The sequence below is a fragment of the Pseudomonas sp. UBA6310 genome (assembly GCF_002438225.1).
GTDB lineage: Bacteria > Pseudomonadota > Gammaproteobacteria > Pseudomonadales > Pseudomonadaceae > Pseudomonas_O > Pseudomonas_O kuykendallii.
Window position 1 is genome coordinate 14,589 of the sequence record NZ_DJTK01000054.1, and the last position, 14,682, is coordinate 29,270.

Here is a 14,682-nt window from a genome sequence, read left to right on the forward strand (position 1 = left end):
GTCACTCAGTGCGGTTGAGACGGTCGGCAATAAAGTCGATCAGTTGGCGGGCGATCTTGCCCTTGCTGGTCTGGGCGAAGGCGCTTTGATGGTGCTCGCGATCGATCACGGTGATCGCGTTTTCCTCGCTGTTGAAGCCGATCGTGGGGTTGGCCACGTCGTTGGCGACGATCAGGTCGAGGTTCTTGTCACGCAGCTTGCGCGAGGCGTACTCCAGCAGGTTCTCGGTCTCGGCGGCGAAGCCGACGCTGAACGGGCGGTCTGCGCGCTGCGCCAGCGTGGCGAGGATATCCGGGTTGCGCACCAGTTGCAGGAGCAGCCCGTCGCCGCTGGTGGGGTCCTTCTTCAGCTTGTGCTGGGCGATCACTTCGGGACGGTAGTCGGCCACCGCGGCGGCGGCGATCAGCAAGTCGCACGGCATCGCAGCCTCGCAGGCCGCGAGCATGTCGCGGGCGCTGACCACGTCGATGCGATTGACCCGGTCCGGCGTCGGCAGATACACCGGCCCGGTGATCAGCGTGACCCTCGCGCCGGCTTCGGCCGCCGCCTCGGCGAGGGCGAAACCCATCCGCCCCGAGCTGTGGTTGGTGATGTAGCGCACCGGATCGATGTTTTCCTGGGTCGGCCCGGCGGTGATCAGCACGTGCACGCCAGACAGCGACAGGCGCTGGAAGCAGTCGGCCGCGAGCTGGGCCAGGTCGTCGGCTTCGAGCATGCGGCCCATGCCGACATCCCCACAGGCCTGGCTACCCGATGCCGGACCGAACAGGCGCATGCCGCGCTCCTGCAGCACACGGGCGTTGGCCTGGGTGGCCTCATCGCGCCACATGGCCTGGTTCATCGCCGGCGCCAGCGCTATCTGCGCATCGGTGGCCAGCACCAGGGTGGTCAGCAGGTCATTGGCGACGCCCTGGGCGAGGCGCGCCATCAGGTCGGCGGTGGCCGGAGCGATGAGAATCAGATCGGCCCAGCGCGCCAGCTCGATGTGGCCCATCGCCGCTTCGGCGTCCGGGTCGAGCAGGTCGAGGTGAACGGGGTGGCCGGAAAGGGCCTGGAGGGTCAGCGGCGTGATGAATTCACGCCCGCCCTGGGTCATCACCACACGGACTTCAGCACCCTGGTCGCGCAGGCGGCGGACCAGCTCGGCACTTTTGTAAGCGGCAATCCCGCCGCCGACGCCCAGGACGATGCGTTTACGATACAGCCGCTGCATAGGCCTGCCTTTTTATAAGTGACCGCGGCCGCCTATGTGCCCAGGCAGGGCGCCGCGCAAAGTTCGGCTAAGATAGCACAGCGCCTGCACCGGAACAGCGGGCCGCGGCTCGACAGGGAGGTGTCATGAGCATTCGCGATTGGCCTGCGGCAGAGCGCCCGCGGGAGAAACTTCTGGACCTGGGCGCGGCGGCTCTGACCGATGCCGAATTGCTGGCGATCTTCCTGCGTACCGGCGTGGTTGGGCAGAGCGCCGTGGACCTGGCGCGACACCTGCTGCAGGACTTCGGCAGCCTGCGCGCGCTGCTCGAAGCCGACCAGGCGTCCTTCAGCCAGCGTCTCGGCCTGGGCCCGGCGAAGTTCGCCCAACTCCAGGCCGTTCTGGAAATGGGCCGTCGCCACCTGGCCGAGGGCCTCAAGCGCGATTCCGCCCTGGAAAGCCCGCAAGCCGTGCGCGACTACCTCAAGGCGCGCCTGCGCCACGAACCCCACGAAGTCTTCGCTTACCTGTTCCTCGACGCCAAGCACCGCGTGCTGGCCTTCGAGGCGCTGTTCCACGGCAGCATCGACAGCGCCAGCGTCTACCCGCGCCAGGTGGTCAAACGTGCCCTCGCGCACAATGCCGCCGCCCTCATCCTCACCCACAACCACCCCTCCGGTGTCGCCGAGCCCAGCCAGGCCGACCGCCAACTGACCCGCCGGCTGACGGACGCGCTGGCTTTGGTGGACGTGCGCGTACTCGACCATTTCATCGTGGGTGACGGCGAACCGCTGTCGATGATGGAGTCTGGGTGGGTTTGATTCGGACTCTGCACTATCTCCGAAAGCGCGCTCGCGCCTGCAATACATACGCTCTTTGCGTAATCACTCGGATTGGTTGTCCTGGATCATATTAAGTCGATAACTTGATTCCACCTTTTTTACATCGTGCTATTAGTTGAATGCCCGTCACACATCGGAGTTGTGTGCAGGATTAGGATGTGTAGCGCGTAAAGTTTGTGCGCAAATAACTGCGCAGTAAGTAAGTGTGCAATAAGTTGCGCAACACGGTCGAAATGGATTTCGTACCTCAGGCGTCATTACGCCGAAATGAAGAGTCAAGGATGACTTATCTAAACAAGTTGAATGCCCACTATCTGAACTTGGCCAAGTCGCCTATTCGTGACGGAGACTTCATCGGCTCCGATGCGCGTTACTCGGCCGAGTACGAACGGCTTGAGAAAGAGCTGAACAAGCCTTCTTCGCCGCACGAGACGGGTATTGTCGACTGGCAGAGAGTCCGTGAGGGCTGCGAATCTCTGCTCGCCTCCCAGTCCAAGGACCTGCGCGTCGCCGCGTGGCTGATCTGGGGCTTGTACAAGCGCGAATCCTTCGCCGGGCTGCACGCCGGACTCGGTCTGTTGAACTACCTGTGCGCGAACCACTGGGCGGACCTGTATCCGCGCAAACCGCGGACCCGCGCCGCCGCGGTCAGTTGGCTGGTCCCGCGCCTGGAGCAGGTTTTCGCCGAGCCCATCCCACTTGTCGAGCAGCTCACGCTGTTTCGCGAGCTCGCCGAGCAGCTTCGTTCACTGGAGCGTTTCCTGTCCGAGCGGTTGGGCAGTGACGCGCCGCTGTTACTGCCGCTTTGTCGGCGCATGGAAGAGCAGGTCCAGCAGGCATCCGTCGGCCAGCCGGTGCCGGGAAGCGTAGGGGCCGTTATCGCTCAGGTGAAGCAGGCCGCAAGCCAGATGCTCACTCCCGGCGCGCCAGTAGAGAGCGAAAAGGATGCCCACAAGGGGCTCCGGGCGCTGCAGGAGCAAGCCCGCCCGCTGTGTGCCTATTGGCTGAAACAAAAAGCCAGTGACCTGCGAGCGTTGCGCCTGGCCCGCACCTTGTTGTGGTTACCCATCGAAGGCCTCCCCGAACGCAACGCAGAGCAAATGACCAGCCTGCGAGGCTTGCCGCAGGACAAGCTTGTCAGCTTTCAGGAGCGCTTCGAGCAGGGTCAGTACGCCGATCTGCTGAGTGATCTGGAGGCCAGCCTGGTGCGGGCGCCGTTCTGGCTGGACGGCCAGCACCTCGTCTGGCTGTGCTTGCAGGAGTTGCAAGCGGAGCAGGCCATGCGCGAGGTCGAGATCCAGCTGGCCTTGTTTCTGCAGCGGATGAAGGGCCTGGAAATGTTGCGCTTCCATGACGGCTCGCCGTTCGCGGATGCACAAACCCGCGCATGGATCAGCGCCCAAGTGATGCCTCATGTGCAGCCGCCGTCCAGCACAGCCCCTCCTGTCGCCAGTGAGCAGGAGCTTCGGTTGGCGTGGGACGTTGCCCTGCAGGACAACCTGCCACGCCTGCGCAAGGAAGGTCTGAAGCCCGCGGTTCAGGCCCTGAAGCAGGGGTTGGCGAGTGCCCAGGGCGGTCGTGAGCGCTTTTTCTGGCATCTGGCATTGGCGCGTTTGTGTGTTGCCGCAAAAAAGTACGAGTTGGCGAAGACCCAACTCGAATCCCTGGACCAGACACTTCAGGCCGGCGGTTTGTCCGACTGGGAGCCGGATCTCGTGCTCGAGGTCATGCGCCTTCTCTACAGCTGCTGCGAACTACTCCCGCAGAACCATGCGGTTCGCGAGCGCAAGGAGGAGGTGCATAGACGACTTTGCCACCTCGATATCGAAGTGGTGCTGGACTGATCGCAAGACTGAACACAAAGGAGAATGAACATGGCCAAAGAAGGCTCGGTAGCACCCAAGGAACGCGTCAACGTCACGTTCAAGCCCGCCGCCGGAGGTGCGCAGGAAGAGATCGAACTGCCGCTCAAACTCATGGTTCTGGGCGACTTCAACCAGCAGCTCGATGAGCGAAAGGTCGAGGACCGTCAACCCATCGGCATCGACAAGAACAACTTCGACGAGGTACTCGCCAAGCAGGAGCTGAGCCTCAGCTTCGGCGTGGCCAATCACCTGCTGGAGGACGCCAGCGATGAAGACCTCGGCGTGCAGCTGCGCATCCACTCCATGAAAGATTTCAATCCGGCCAATCTGGTCGATCAGGTCCCGGAGCTGAAGAAGCTGATGGAGCTTCGTGATGCGCTGGTCGCGCTGAAGGGCCCCTTGGGCAATGCCCCGGCGTTCCGCCGCGCCATCGAAAGTGTGCTGGCCGATGACGTCTCGCGGGAGCGGGTGCTCGGCGAGCTGGGTCTCGCCACACAAGACAAACTGGATGCTTGAGAACACCTCACAGGGAAGTGGAAACCATGAGCACTAGCGCAGCAGCCGTCGATGGCGACAAGAATTTCGCCGAACTCGGCATCCTCGACCGCATCATTGCCGAAACCAAACTCAGCCCCGATGACGAGGCTTACGATATCGCCAAGCGGGGCGTCTCCGCCTTCATCGAAGAGTTGCTCAAGCCGCAGAACGAGCACGAGTCGGTGAAGAAGGCCATGGTCGACCGCATGATCGCGGAGATTGATGCCAAGCTCAGCCGGCAGATGGATGAAATCCTTCATCATCCGCAGTTTCAGGCGCTCGAGTCCTCGTGGCGGGGGCTCAAGCTGCTGGTGGATCGGACCAATTTCCGCGAGAACATCAAGCTGGAGATTCTCAACGTCTCCAAGCAGGACCTGCTCGACGACTTCGAGGACAGCCCGGAGATCGTCCAGTCCGGTCTCTACAAGCACATCTACACCGCCGAGTACGGCCAGTTCGGTGGCCAGCCGGTGGCCGCGCTGATTGCCAACTACTTCTTCGATCCGAGCGCACCGGACGTGAAGACATTGCAGTACGTCGCCAGCGTCGCCTGTATGTCCCATGCCCCGTTCATCGCCTCGGCAGGCCCCAAGTTTTTCGGTCTGGAGAGCTTTATCGGCCTGCCCGACATGAAGGACCTCAAGGATCACTTCGAGGGCCCGCAATTCGCCAAGTGGCAGAGCTTCCGGGAGCAGGAGGATTCTCGCTATGTTGGCCTAACGGTGCCCCGTTTCCTGCTGCGCAATCCGTATGATCCCGAAGACAACCCGGTGAAAACCTTCGTCTACCGGGAGAATGTCGCAAACAGCCACGAACATTACCTGTGGGGCAATACCGCCTATACCTTCGCCAGCAGGCTGACCGACAGTTTCGCCAAGTTCCGCTGGTGCCCGAACATCATCGGGCCACAAAGCGGCGGCGCGGTGGAAGACCTTCCGCTTCACCATTTCGAAAGCATGGGCGAGATCGAAACCAAGATACCCACTGAGGTGCTGGTGTCCGATCGGCGCGAGTATGAGTTGGCGGAGGAGGGCTTCATCGCCCTGACGATGCGCAAGGGCAGCGATAACGCGGCGTTTTTCTCCGCCAATTCAGCGCAGAAGCCGAAGTTCTTCGGCATCAGTGAAGAAGGCAAGAATGCCGAGCTGAACTACAAGCTCGGCACGCAGCTGCCTTATCTGTTCATCGTTAACCGCCTGGCTCACTACCTGAAGGTTCTGCAGCGTGAACAGATTGGTGCGTGGAAAGAGCGTACCGACCTTGAGCTGGAGTTGAACAAGTGGATTCGGCAGTTCGTGGCGGACCAGGAGAACCCCAGCTCGGAGGTACGAAGCCGGCGACCACTGCGAGCGGCCCAGGTCATCGTCAGCGACGTCGAGGGCGAGCCTGGCTGGTACCGGGTCAGCTTGAACGTGCGGCCACACTTCAAGTACATGGGCGCCGATTTCACCTTGTCGCTGGTGGGCAAGTTGGACAAGGAGTAACGGCGTGTCCTACGGAAGTCTTTTCGAGCGCCTGAACGGCACAGCCCAGTTGCGGAAGGGCTGGAGTCGCGAAGTGGCGGTCATGGCATCGGTGGCTGACCATCTCGGAAAGATGCTCAGTACCCGGGCGGGCAGCGTGCAAACGTTGCCCGACTATGGACTTCCCGACCTCAACGACATGAGTCGCTCGTTACACGACTCGTTGCTTCAGGCTCGCACGGCTATAGAGCGTTTCGTCGGCCAGTATGAGCCACGCCTGACGGGCGTGCGGGTTGTGCCTCTGCCCTGTAGGCACGATCCACTCACGCTGTCTTTCACCTTGGACGGGTTGCTGGATATTGATGGGCAGACGCGCCCGATCAGTTTTACCGCACGCCTGGACGGCAGCGGCAAGGTCAGGGTCCAACGTAATGGCTGAGCCATGGATGGCGATGACATGAACTTCATAAAATTATCCTCGGCATTAAGTGCCTGGATTTCGACAGCGGCAGGTGGCTCGGCAACTTTCCAGGCCCGCGTCCATGTTCCGAGTGAGTTATGCAATACATCCGCTCCCCTGTTAGTTGTAGCGGATAGCGGCGATCCGTCGGCCTTTCATTTCGTTCAAACTCTTCAGAGTTCAAACACAGCAATCGGCACCTGGCGCCAACAACTTCTTCGCGTCGAGAAGTGCTGGGTCAACACGATGGAGTTCGTATTTCCTCTCTATTTATCTGCACATCCGGTTTCTACGACCCTAACCGATCAGGGCCTTGTTCCGTACGCTTCGTATCTCCCGGAAAAGGACTGAAGCGCCATGTCCTTCAACCACTATTACCAGAGCGAACTCACTGCCTTGCGCCAGCTCGGCAAGCGCTTTGCCGACCGCAGCCCGGCGCTGGCGCCGTTCCTTGGGCAGGCGGGGCGCGATCCGGATGTGGAGCGGCTGCTGGAGGGCTTCGCGTTTCTCACCGGGCGTCTTCGGCAGAAGCTGGACGACGAACTGCCGGAGTTGACCCATTCGCTGATGCACCTGCTGTGGCCTAACTACATGCGGCCATTGCCTGCGTTCAGCATGGTGCAGTTCGATCCGTTGAAACGTCCGGGACCGGCTTTGTCGGTGCCTCGCAATACGCCGGTGGAATCGCGGCCCATCGAAGGCGTTACTTGCCGTTTCCGTACCGCCTATGCAACCTCGGTGTTCCCGCTGGAACTCACCGGCCTGGATTACTCGGTCAAGGGCGGTGGCGCGCTGCTCAGTTTGCGCGTGGAGATGTGCGCGGACGGTCATCTGGGCGAGCTCGCACTGTCCAGCCTGCGTCTGCATTTGTGCGGCGACCGCTACATCAGCCAGTTGCTGTATCTGGGTTTACTGCGTCATCTCGAAGGCATTCAGCTGGTCTTCCTCGACGCCGAACACAGGCCACTCGAAGACGATCAGGGTCAGATGCTGTCGCCGCTGTCGCTGAATGCCAGCCAGGTACAGGCCGTAGGTTTCTCCGAGAGCGAGGCGCTGGTTCCCTATCCGCTGAATACCTTTCGCGGATACCGCTATCTGCAGGAGTACTTCGCGTTTCAGGACAAATTCCTGTTTCTCGACCTGCTCGGCCTAGAACGGCTCAATCCTCTGCTGGGAGAGCGGATTGGCGAGGCGCGCGGCTTCGAGGTGCGCTTCGATATTCGCCAGGCGGGTGTGCAGCGCATCAGGCCGACGCTGGACAATGTGCGCCTGCACTGCACGCCGGTGGTCAACCTCTTTCAGCACGATGCCATTCCGATTCGCCTGGATGGCAAGCAGGATCAATACCTGCTGCTACCTGCAGAACTCGACTCCAGGCATTGCGGCGTCTTCTCGGTGGATCGAGTGACCGGTTGGAAGCCCGGGGGGATGGGCTATCAGGAGTACGTCGCGTTCGAGTCCTTCGAGCACGATCCGAGCTTCGACGTGCCGCTGGCGCGCCCACATTACAGCGTCCGACAGCAACCATCGTTGCTCGGCGATGGCCTGGAAACCTACCTCAGCTTCGGCCTGCGCGACCTCGACCAGCACGAAACGCTCTCCGTAGAGCTGACGTGTACCAATCAGAATCTGCCGAGCCAGCTACGAGCGGGCGACATCTGCCTGCCCAGCGAGGACACCCCGGAGTTTCTGACGTTTCGAAACATCGGCAGCGTGACCTCGAGCTATGCCCCGCCCGTGCATCGTGACTTCCTCTGGAAGCTGATCAGCAACCTGTCGCTCAACTACCTGTCGCTGACAAATGTCGAGGCGCTGAGGGTGATCCTCGAGACTTATGACCTGCCGCGTCACTATGACCAGCAGGCAGAAAAGGTCAGCCGGCGTCTGCTGGGAGGGCTCGAGGCGATCAGCCATCAGCATGTCGATCGATTGCTGCGGGGTTTGCCGGTGCGCGGAGTACGCACGGAGCTGGTGATGAATCCCGACGGCTATCTGGGCGAGGGCGATCTGTTCCTTTTCGCCTCGGTGCTCAACGAGTTCCTGGCGCTGTACGCCAGTCTTAATTCGTACCACGAGCTGCACGTACGTAGTACACAAGGAGAGGTGTACCGATGGACGCCACGCATGGGGCAGCAGCCCCTGCTTTGAGCCGGCTGAGCCGGGGCATTCGCGAGTACAGCCTGTTCCAGGGTGTGCTGCTGGTGCTTGATCGGCTACGGGCCGCCTATCCCGATCTGGACGAGGAGGGGCTGTACGCCCGGCTTGAGTTTCAAGCCAACCCGAGCCTCGGCTTTCCAGGTAGCGATATCGACCAGCTGCAGTTCTTCGAGGAAGGCGGGGAGCTACGTGCGCGGCTGCGCATCAATCTGATCGGACTTTGCGGTGCCGGATCTCCCTTACCGACGTTCTACGCCGATCAGGCGCTGGGCGATGGCGATGAGGGAAATCCGACGCGCGCGTTTCTCGACCTCTTCAATGGACGTCTGCAACGTCTGCTGTTGCCGATCTGGCGCAAGTACCGTTATCGCGAGGGGTTCCAGCCGGGCGCCACGGACGCCTTCTCCGCGCATCTGTTCGCTCTCATAGGACTGGGCGGCGAGACCATTCGCGGCGCTTCCGAACTCAACTGGAAGCGGCTGCTGCCCTATCTCGGTCTGCTCAGCCTGCGCGCGCATTCCGCCGCGTTGATCGAATCGGTCCTGCGGTACTACTTCAAGCATGCCGAGCTGTTCATCGAACAGTGCATCGAGCGCCAGGTGACGATTCTGGGCGAACAGCTCAACCGCCTCGGTCTGGCGAACAGCCGTTTGGGTGAAAGCCTGGTGTTGGGCGAGCGGGTCCGGGATCGCGGTGGAAAGTTCCGTATTCATATCCGCCAGCTGGGTTGGCAGCGCTTCCACGAGTTCCTGCCCATAGGCACGGGTTATCAACCGCTCTGCGCGCTGGCGCGTTTCACCCTGCGCGATCCGCTGGCCTACGACATTCGTCTGCAGTTGCGTCAGGACGAGATACGCGAGCTGCGTCTGGGCGCCGATAACCCCTGCCGGCTGGGTTGGACCAGTTGGCTCGGGAGTCGGCAGGCGGATGGTCTGGTGACCTTGAGCAGCCAATCTCACTGAGGACAGCGAGATGATCAACGTCGATCTGCAACGACTGGTGCTGGCATTGGATGCCGAAAGCAAACGCGACCTGGAGCGCGCCGCCGAGCGATGCGTCTCACGCGGAGGCAGCAGGATTCTGCTGGAGGATTTGCTCCTCGGTCTGCTGGAGCGCAGAGATGGCGTGCTGATGCGGGCATTGCAGGATGCCGGCGTCGAGCCCGGAGCACTGGCGGCCACGCTGCAACCGCGCGCAGAGCGCAGCGAATCGCTCAATCCGGTCTTTTCCGGCGAACTGGTGCAGTGGCTGCAGGATTCGCTGCTCATGGCCAACCTCGAACTCGGCAGGACCCAGATCGACCAGGCGGCGTTACTTTTGGCGCTGCTGTGCAACCCGCTGCGTTATGCCGGGAGCCAATTCCAGCCCTTGCTGGCGAGGTTGAACGTGCAGCGCCTGCGAGAGTTCGCCCTCGCCGGGCAGGCGCCCGATCCCATGGAGCAGGTGCCCGCTGGCCAGACCAATCTGCAGCGCTTTACCCACAACTTTACCCAGCAGGCGCGGGACGGGAGGCTCGATCCGGTGCTCTGCCGAGATTCCGCGATTCGCCAGATGATCGACATCCTCGCGCGGCGACGGAAGAACAATCCGATCGTGGTCGGCGAAGCCGGCGTCGGCAAGACCGCCGTGGTCGAAGGCCTGGCGTTGCGCATCGTTCGAGGTGACGTGCCGGAAGCCCTTGCAGGCGTCGAGCTGCTCTGTCTGGACCTTGGCCTGCTGCAGGCGGGGGCGAGTATCAAGGGTGAGTTCGAGCGCCGCCTGCAGGGGGTTATCGACGAGGTTAAGGTGGCGCTCAAACCCATCATCCTCTTCATCGACGAGGCGCACAGCCTGATCGGGGCGGGTGGCCAGGCGGGCAGCAACGATGCGGCGAACCTGCTGAAGCCGGCCCTGGCGAGGGGCGAGCTTCGCACCATCGCGGCGACCACCTGGAGCGAATACAAGAAGTACTTCGAGAAGGACCCCGCGCTGGCGCGGCGCTTCCAGCCGGTGCAGCTGCATGAGCCCAGCGTGAGCGAGGCGGTAACCATCCTTCGCGGTCTGGCGCCGGTCTATCAGCGCAGTCATGGCATTTACCTGCGTGACGATGCGGTGGTCGCCGCCGCAGAGCTTTCCGCCCGCTACCTTTCCGGTCGGCAGTTGCCGGACAAGGCCGTGGACGTCCTCGATACCGCTTGTGCGCGTGTCCGCATCAGCTTGTCCACGGCGCCGGAAGCGCTGGAGCGTTTGCGTGGCGAAATCGCCGAAGGTGTTCGCCAGGCGCATGCCCTGCGGCGTGACCTGAGCGCCGGTTTGGCGGTCGACGAGCCTGCCCTGGCAGAGCTGGAGGCGCGTCTTGTCGAGGCCGAAGACGAATGCCGGCAGGTGGAGTCGCGCTGGCAGCACCAGCGCCTGCTGGCGCAGCGGCTGCTAGAGCTGCGGCAACAGCAGGCCACCGCGGACTCGGAGTCTTCGATGGAGATCGAGACGGCGTTGCGTGAAGTCCAGGCCGAGCTGGCGGCGGAGCAAGCGCAGTCACGTCTGGTCAGCCACGAGGTCTGCCCACGACTGGTTGCCGAGGTGATCAGCCACTGGACCGGCGTACCGCTGTCGCAGCTGGCACGCGAGCACAACGCCCGCTTGATGAGTTTCGCCGCCGATCTGCGTAAGCGCGTGCATGGTCAGGACCCGGCGGTGGATGCGCTGGATCGTGCGATGCGAGCAACGGCGGTCGGGCTGAATCGGGCCGATGCTCCGGTGGGCGTCTTCCTTCTCGTCGGCCCGAGCGGCGTCGGCAAGACCGAAACCGCACTCGCGCTCGCCGAGCTGCTGTATGGCGGCGAGCGATTTCTCACCACCCTGAACATGTCCGAGTTTCAGGAGCGGCACAGCATTTCCCGGCTGATCGGGTCGCCACCGGGTTATGTCGGCTACGGGGAAGGCGGCGTACTGACGGAGGCGGTGAGGCAGAAACCTTACTCGGTGATTCTTCTCGATGAAGTGGAGAAGGCCGATCCGGACGTTCTCAATCTGTTCTACCAGATCTTCGACAAGGGCCGGGCGAACGACGGTGAAGGGCGCGAGATCGATTTCCGCAACACGCTGATCCTGATGACTTCCAACCTCGCCAGCAAGCGGATCGCCACGCTGTGTGGCGACCGTCGACCTGACATCCAGGAACTGCAGGAGGCCATCCGTCCGGCTCTCTCCCACCATTTCAAGCCTGCATTGCTAGCGCGTATCTGCGTGGTGCCCTATTACCCGGTGAGCGGCGAGGTACTGCGTGAGCTGGTCGAGATGAAGCTGGCCCGCTTCGCCGAGCGTTTGCGGCGGCGCAACCTGGGCCTCAGCTATACCGACGCGCTGCTCACGCGCATCGCCGAACGCTGTGCGCAGGGCGATAGCGGTGCTCGTCTGATAGACCGGCTGATCGAAAGCGACCTGCAGCCCATGATCGTTGACCGCTTGCTGGGCGCGATGGCGGGCGGAGAGCCACTGCGGCACGTGCACGCCACGCTGAACGGCGAAGGAGCGATGGTCTGTGAGTTCGCCTGAAGCCGCTTCCATGTTCCGCCATGTGCCGCAGCCGCTGCATTACGCAGAAAGGCTGCTTCAGCGTTTCGCCGGGTTGTCGCATGCCTTGAGCGCCGAGGTGCTGCTCGGAATGTTGGTCGAGTCCGCCGCTCAGCTTTCCGGCTGCGAGCTGAGCCAGCTGTTCCTCCTGGACGCGACCCATACCCGACTCACACTCTGCGCCGAATGGCTTGACGGTGTTCTGCAGCCCCGGGAAGCGGCGAGCCTGCCGAGCGACTACGAAGGCGAGCAGTTGCTGCAGTATTGCCTGTGCCAGAACCGGACGCTCAGCCTTGCAACGCTGGACAGCGCCCTGCACGAGACATCCTTCCTGCCCCCTCGGGCGATGCCTTGGCGAAGTTTGTTATGCATGCCGCTGCGCGATGAGCGGGCCAATGTCTGCGGGCTATTGCTTTGCGCCAGTCAACGCGCTTCCGAACTGCAGGGGTTCGCCGACTCGCTGGGCAATCTGGGGACCTTCGCGGTCACCCAACTGCATCTGTTGCAGCGGCTACGCGGGCTCGCGGACGGAATGGACGAGGTACGTACACCTACGCCCTGCGCCAGCGGCTACGGCCTGATCGGTGAAAGCCCTGGAATGCGCGCTGTCTACCGGTTGGTGGGCAAGGTGCTGCACAGCCCGGTGAACGTGTTGCTGACGGGGGAAACAGGTACCGGCAAGGAGCTGGTCGCACGGGCCATCCACCAATGCGGATTGCGGCGCAGCCGAGCGTTCTTGGTACAGAACTGCGCGTCGTTGCCCGAGAGCTTGCTGGAGAGTGAGCTGTTCGGTTATCGCAAAGGGGCTTTTACCGGGGCTGATCGTGATCGCCAGGGGCTGTTCGATGCTGCTGACGGCGGCACGCTGTTCCTCGACGAGATCGGTGATATGCCGCTCGCCCTGCAGGGCAAGCTGCTTCGCGTGCTGCAGGAGGGTGAGGTGCGCCCCCTGGGCTCGACGAAGACCCACCGTGTCGATGTGCGTATCGTTGCCGCCACTCACCGTGATTTGCGCGCGCTGGTGGAGGCAGGACAGTTTCGCGAAGACCTGTTCTATCGCCTGGCGCATTTTCCCATCGAGCTGCCTGCGTTGCGCGAGCGTGCCGGCGATATTCCGCGCCTGGCCCGGCATTTCGCCGACAACGCCGCTCACCTTCTGCAGCGCGACAGCTGTCGCTGGTCCGCCGATGCGCTGAGTCAGCTGAGCGCCTACGCATTCCCCGGCAACGTGCGCGAATTGAAGGGGCTGGTCGAGCGCGCCGTGCTGTTGTGTGAGGGCGGCGAATTGCTGCCCGAGCACTTCGATTTACGCCAGGAACGCCTCATTTCCAGCGGAAAAACGCAGAACCTGCGTGAGCGTATGGAGCAGATCGAGCGGGGCCTGTTGCTGGAGTGCCTGCGCAAGAATCGCGGTAATCAGAGCAGGGCGGCACGCGATCTCGGTTTGCCCAGACGCACGCTGCTGTACCGGATGGATCGCCTGAACATTGGTGCTGGCGATGTCTGATCTCATCGGCAACCTTGTTTTCGCAGCGGCCAATACCGCGCACTTCATACTGAGCCTCGAAGGCCAGGCGCACGACCTGCAGGTGCTCGCGTTCCAGGGCCGCGAGGCGCTTTCCACGCCCTATGCCTTCGACCTGGAACTGGTCAGCGAGCATCCGGACCTGGACCTGGAGTCCTTCCTGCACACCCCCGCCTTCCTGGCCTTTTCACACGCCGGCGGCGGCGTTCACGGGCTGGTCCGGCGCATCGCCCAGGGCGAGTCCGGCAAGCGCCTGACCCGCTATCGGATGACCCTGGTGCCGCAGTTGGCGTACCTGGCCTACCGGATCAACCAGCGCATCTTCCAGCACCTGAGCGTGCCGCAGATCGTCGCCCAGGTGCTTGAGGAGCACGGCATCCTAGCCGGCGCCTACCGCTTTCAGTTGAGCGCGTCCTATCCCGAGCGCCTCTACTGCACCCAGTACGACGAGTCCGACCTGCAGTTCGTCCAGCGCCTGTGCGAAGAGGAAGGCATTCACTACCACTTCGAGCACAGCGCCGCCGGCCACGTGCTGGTGTTCGGCGACGACCAGACGGTGTTTCCCCGGCGCGCGCCCGTGGCCTACCAGCAGGACAGCGGCCTGGTCGCCGACCAGCCGGTGATCAAGCGCTTCGGCGTGCGCCTGGAAACCCGCACCTCCCGCGTCACCCGCCGCGACTACGACTTCGAGAAACCGCGCCTGCTGCTGGAGAGCGAAGCCCGCAGCGACGCCCAGCCGGACCTCGAGGACTACGACTACCCCGGCCGTTTTGTCGATCGGACCCGCGGCAAGCACCTGGCCAAGCGCGCCCTGGAACGTCATCGCGCCGACTACCAGCTGGCCGAAGGCGACAGTGACCAGCCCACACTCTCCAGCGGCCATTTCCTCGCCCTCGCCGCCCATCCGCGCCGCGCCTGGAACCAGCTCTGGCTGCTCGACGAAGTGCTCCACGAGGGCAAGCAACCGCAGGTGCTGGAAGAGTCGATTCATCAGGACCAGGCAGAAGGCTTTACCCAGGGCTACCGCAACCACTTCAGCGCCCTGCCCTGGGACGTGCCCTACCGCCCGCCCTTGAACCATCCCAAGCC

12 protein-coding genes are annotated in these 14,682 nt (G+C 62.8%); 11 read left to right on the forward strand and 1 reads right to left on the reverse strand.

Annotation, left to right across the window (positions count from 1 at the left end; all coding sequences use genetic code 11):
* Position 1 precedes the first annotated feature (1 nt).
* Complete coding sequence (coaBC, locus tag B3E91_RS13160; protein WP_090231498.1) at positions 2 to 1,213, reverse strand: bifunctional phosphopantothenoylcysteine decarboxylase/phosphopantothenate--cysteine ligase CoaBC; 1,212 nt, start codon at positions 1,211 to 1,213, stop codon at positions 2 to 4.
* A gap of 125 nt (positions 1,214 to 1,338) precedes the next feature.
* Here coaBC and radC point away from each other — a divergent pair, with 125 nt between their 5' ends.
* The 11 genes from radC to tssI all read left to right on the forward strand — a co-directional run.
* Positions 1,339 to 2,013, forward strand: coding sequence for a RadC family protein (gene radC, locus B3E91_RS13165; protein WP_287029838.1), 675 nt, complete (start codon positions 1,339 to 1,341; stop codon positions 2,011 to 2,013).
* A 302-nt stretch (positions 2,014 to 2,315) separates the two neighbouring features.
* Positions 2,316 to 3,878, forward strand: a complete 1,563-nt coding sequence (gene tssA / locus B3E91_RS13170) for a type VI secretion system protein TssA (protein ID WP_287029839.1) — start codon at positions 2,316 to 2,318, stop codon at positions 3,876 to 3,878.
* A 30-nt stretch (positions 3,879 to 3,908) separates the two neighbouring features.
* Positions 3,909 to 4,415, forward strand: a complete 507-nt coding sequence (tssB, locus tag B3E91_RS13175; RefSeq protein WP_287029840.1) for a type VI secretion system contractile sheath small subunit — start codon at positions 3,909 to 3,911, stop codon at positions 4,413 to 4,415.
* Between the two features lie 26 nt (positions 4,416 to 4,441).
* On the forward strand, positions 4,442 to 5,920 hold the full coding sequence (gene tssC, locus B3E91_RS13180; protein WP_287029849.1) for a type VI secretion system contractile sheath large subunit: 1,479 nt from the start codon (positions 4,442 to 4,444) through the stop codon (positions 5,918 to 5,920).
* Positions 5,921 to 5,924: 4 nt separating this feature from the next.
* On the forward strand, positions 5,925 to 6,338 hold the full coding sequence (gene tssE / locus B3E91_RS13185; protein ID WP_287029841.1) for a type VI secretion system baseplate subunit TssE: 414 nt from the start codon (positions 5,925 to 5,927) through the stop codon (positions 6,336 to 6,338).
* A gap of 18 nt (positions 6,339 to 6,356) precedes the next feature.
* Positions 6,357 to 6,710, forward strand: a complete 354-nt coding sequence (locus B3E91_RS13190) for a hypothetical protein (protein ID WP_287029842.1) — start codon at positions 6,357 to 6,359, stop codon at positions 6,708 to 6,710.
* A 6-nt stretch (positions 6,711 to 6,716) separates the two neighbouring features.
* Positions 6,717 to 8,507, forward strand: coding sequence for a type VI secretion system baseplate subunit TssF (tssF, locus tag B3E91_RS13195; protein ID WP_287029844.1), 1,791 nt, complete (start codon positions 6,717 to 6,719; stop codon positions 8,505 to 8,507).
* Entirely contained in the window at positions 8,471 to 9,478 is a 1,008-nt protein-coding gene (gene tssG, locus B3E91_RS13200) for a type VI secretion system baseplate subunit TssG (protein ID WP_287029845.1), read from the forward strand. Before tssF ends, tssG begins: the two co-directional genes overlap by 37 nt.
* Before the next feature lie 10 nt (positions 9,479 to 9,488).
* A complete protein-coding gene (gene tssH / locus B3E91_RS13205; RefSeq protein ID WP_287029846.1) occupies positions 9,489 to 12,050 on the forward strand; it encodes a type VI secretion system ATPase TssH in 2,562 nt (853 codons plus the stop codon).
* A gap of 10 nt (positions 12,051 to 12,060) precedes the next feature.
* On the forward strand, positions 12,061 to 13,575 hold the full coding sequence (locus B3E91_RS13210; RefSeq protein ID WP_287029850.1) for a sigma-54 interaction domain-containing protein: 1,515 nt from the start codon (positions 12,061 to 12,063) through the stop codon (positions 13,573 to 13,575).
* Positions 13,568 to 14,682: type VI secretion system tip protein TssI/VgrG (gene tssI / locus B3E91_RS13215; protein WP_287029847.1), on the forward strand; the 1,115-nt coding region annotated here is incomplete at its 3' end. The genes B3E91_RS13210 and tssI, both read left to right, overlap by 8 nt.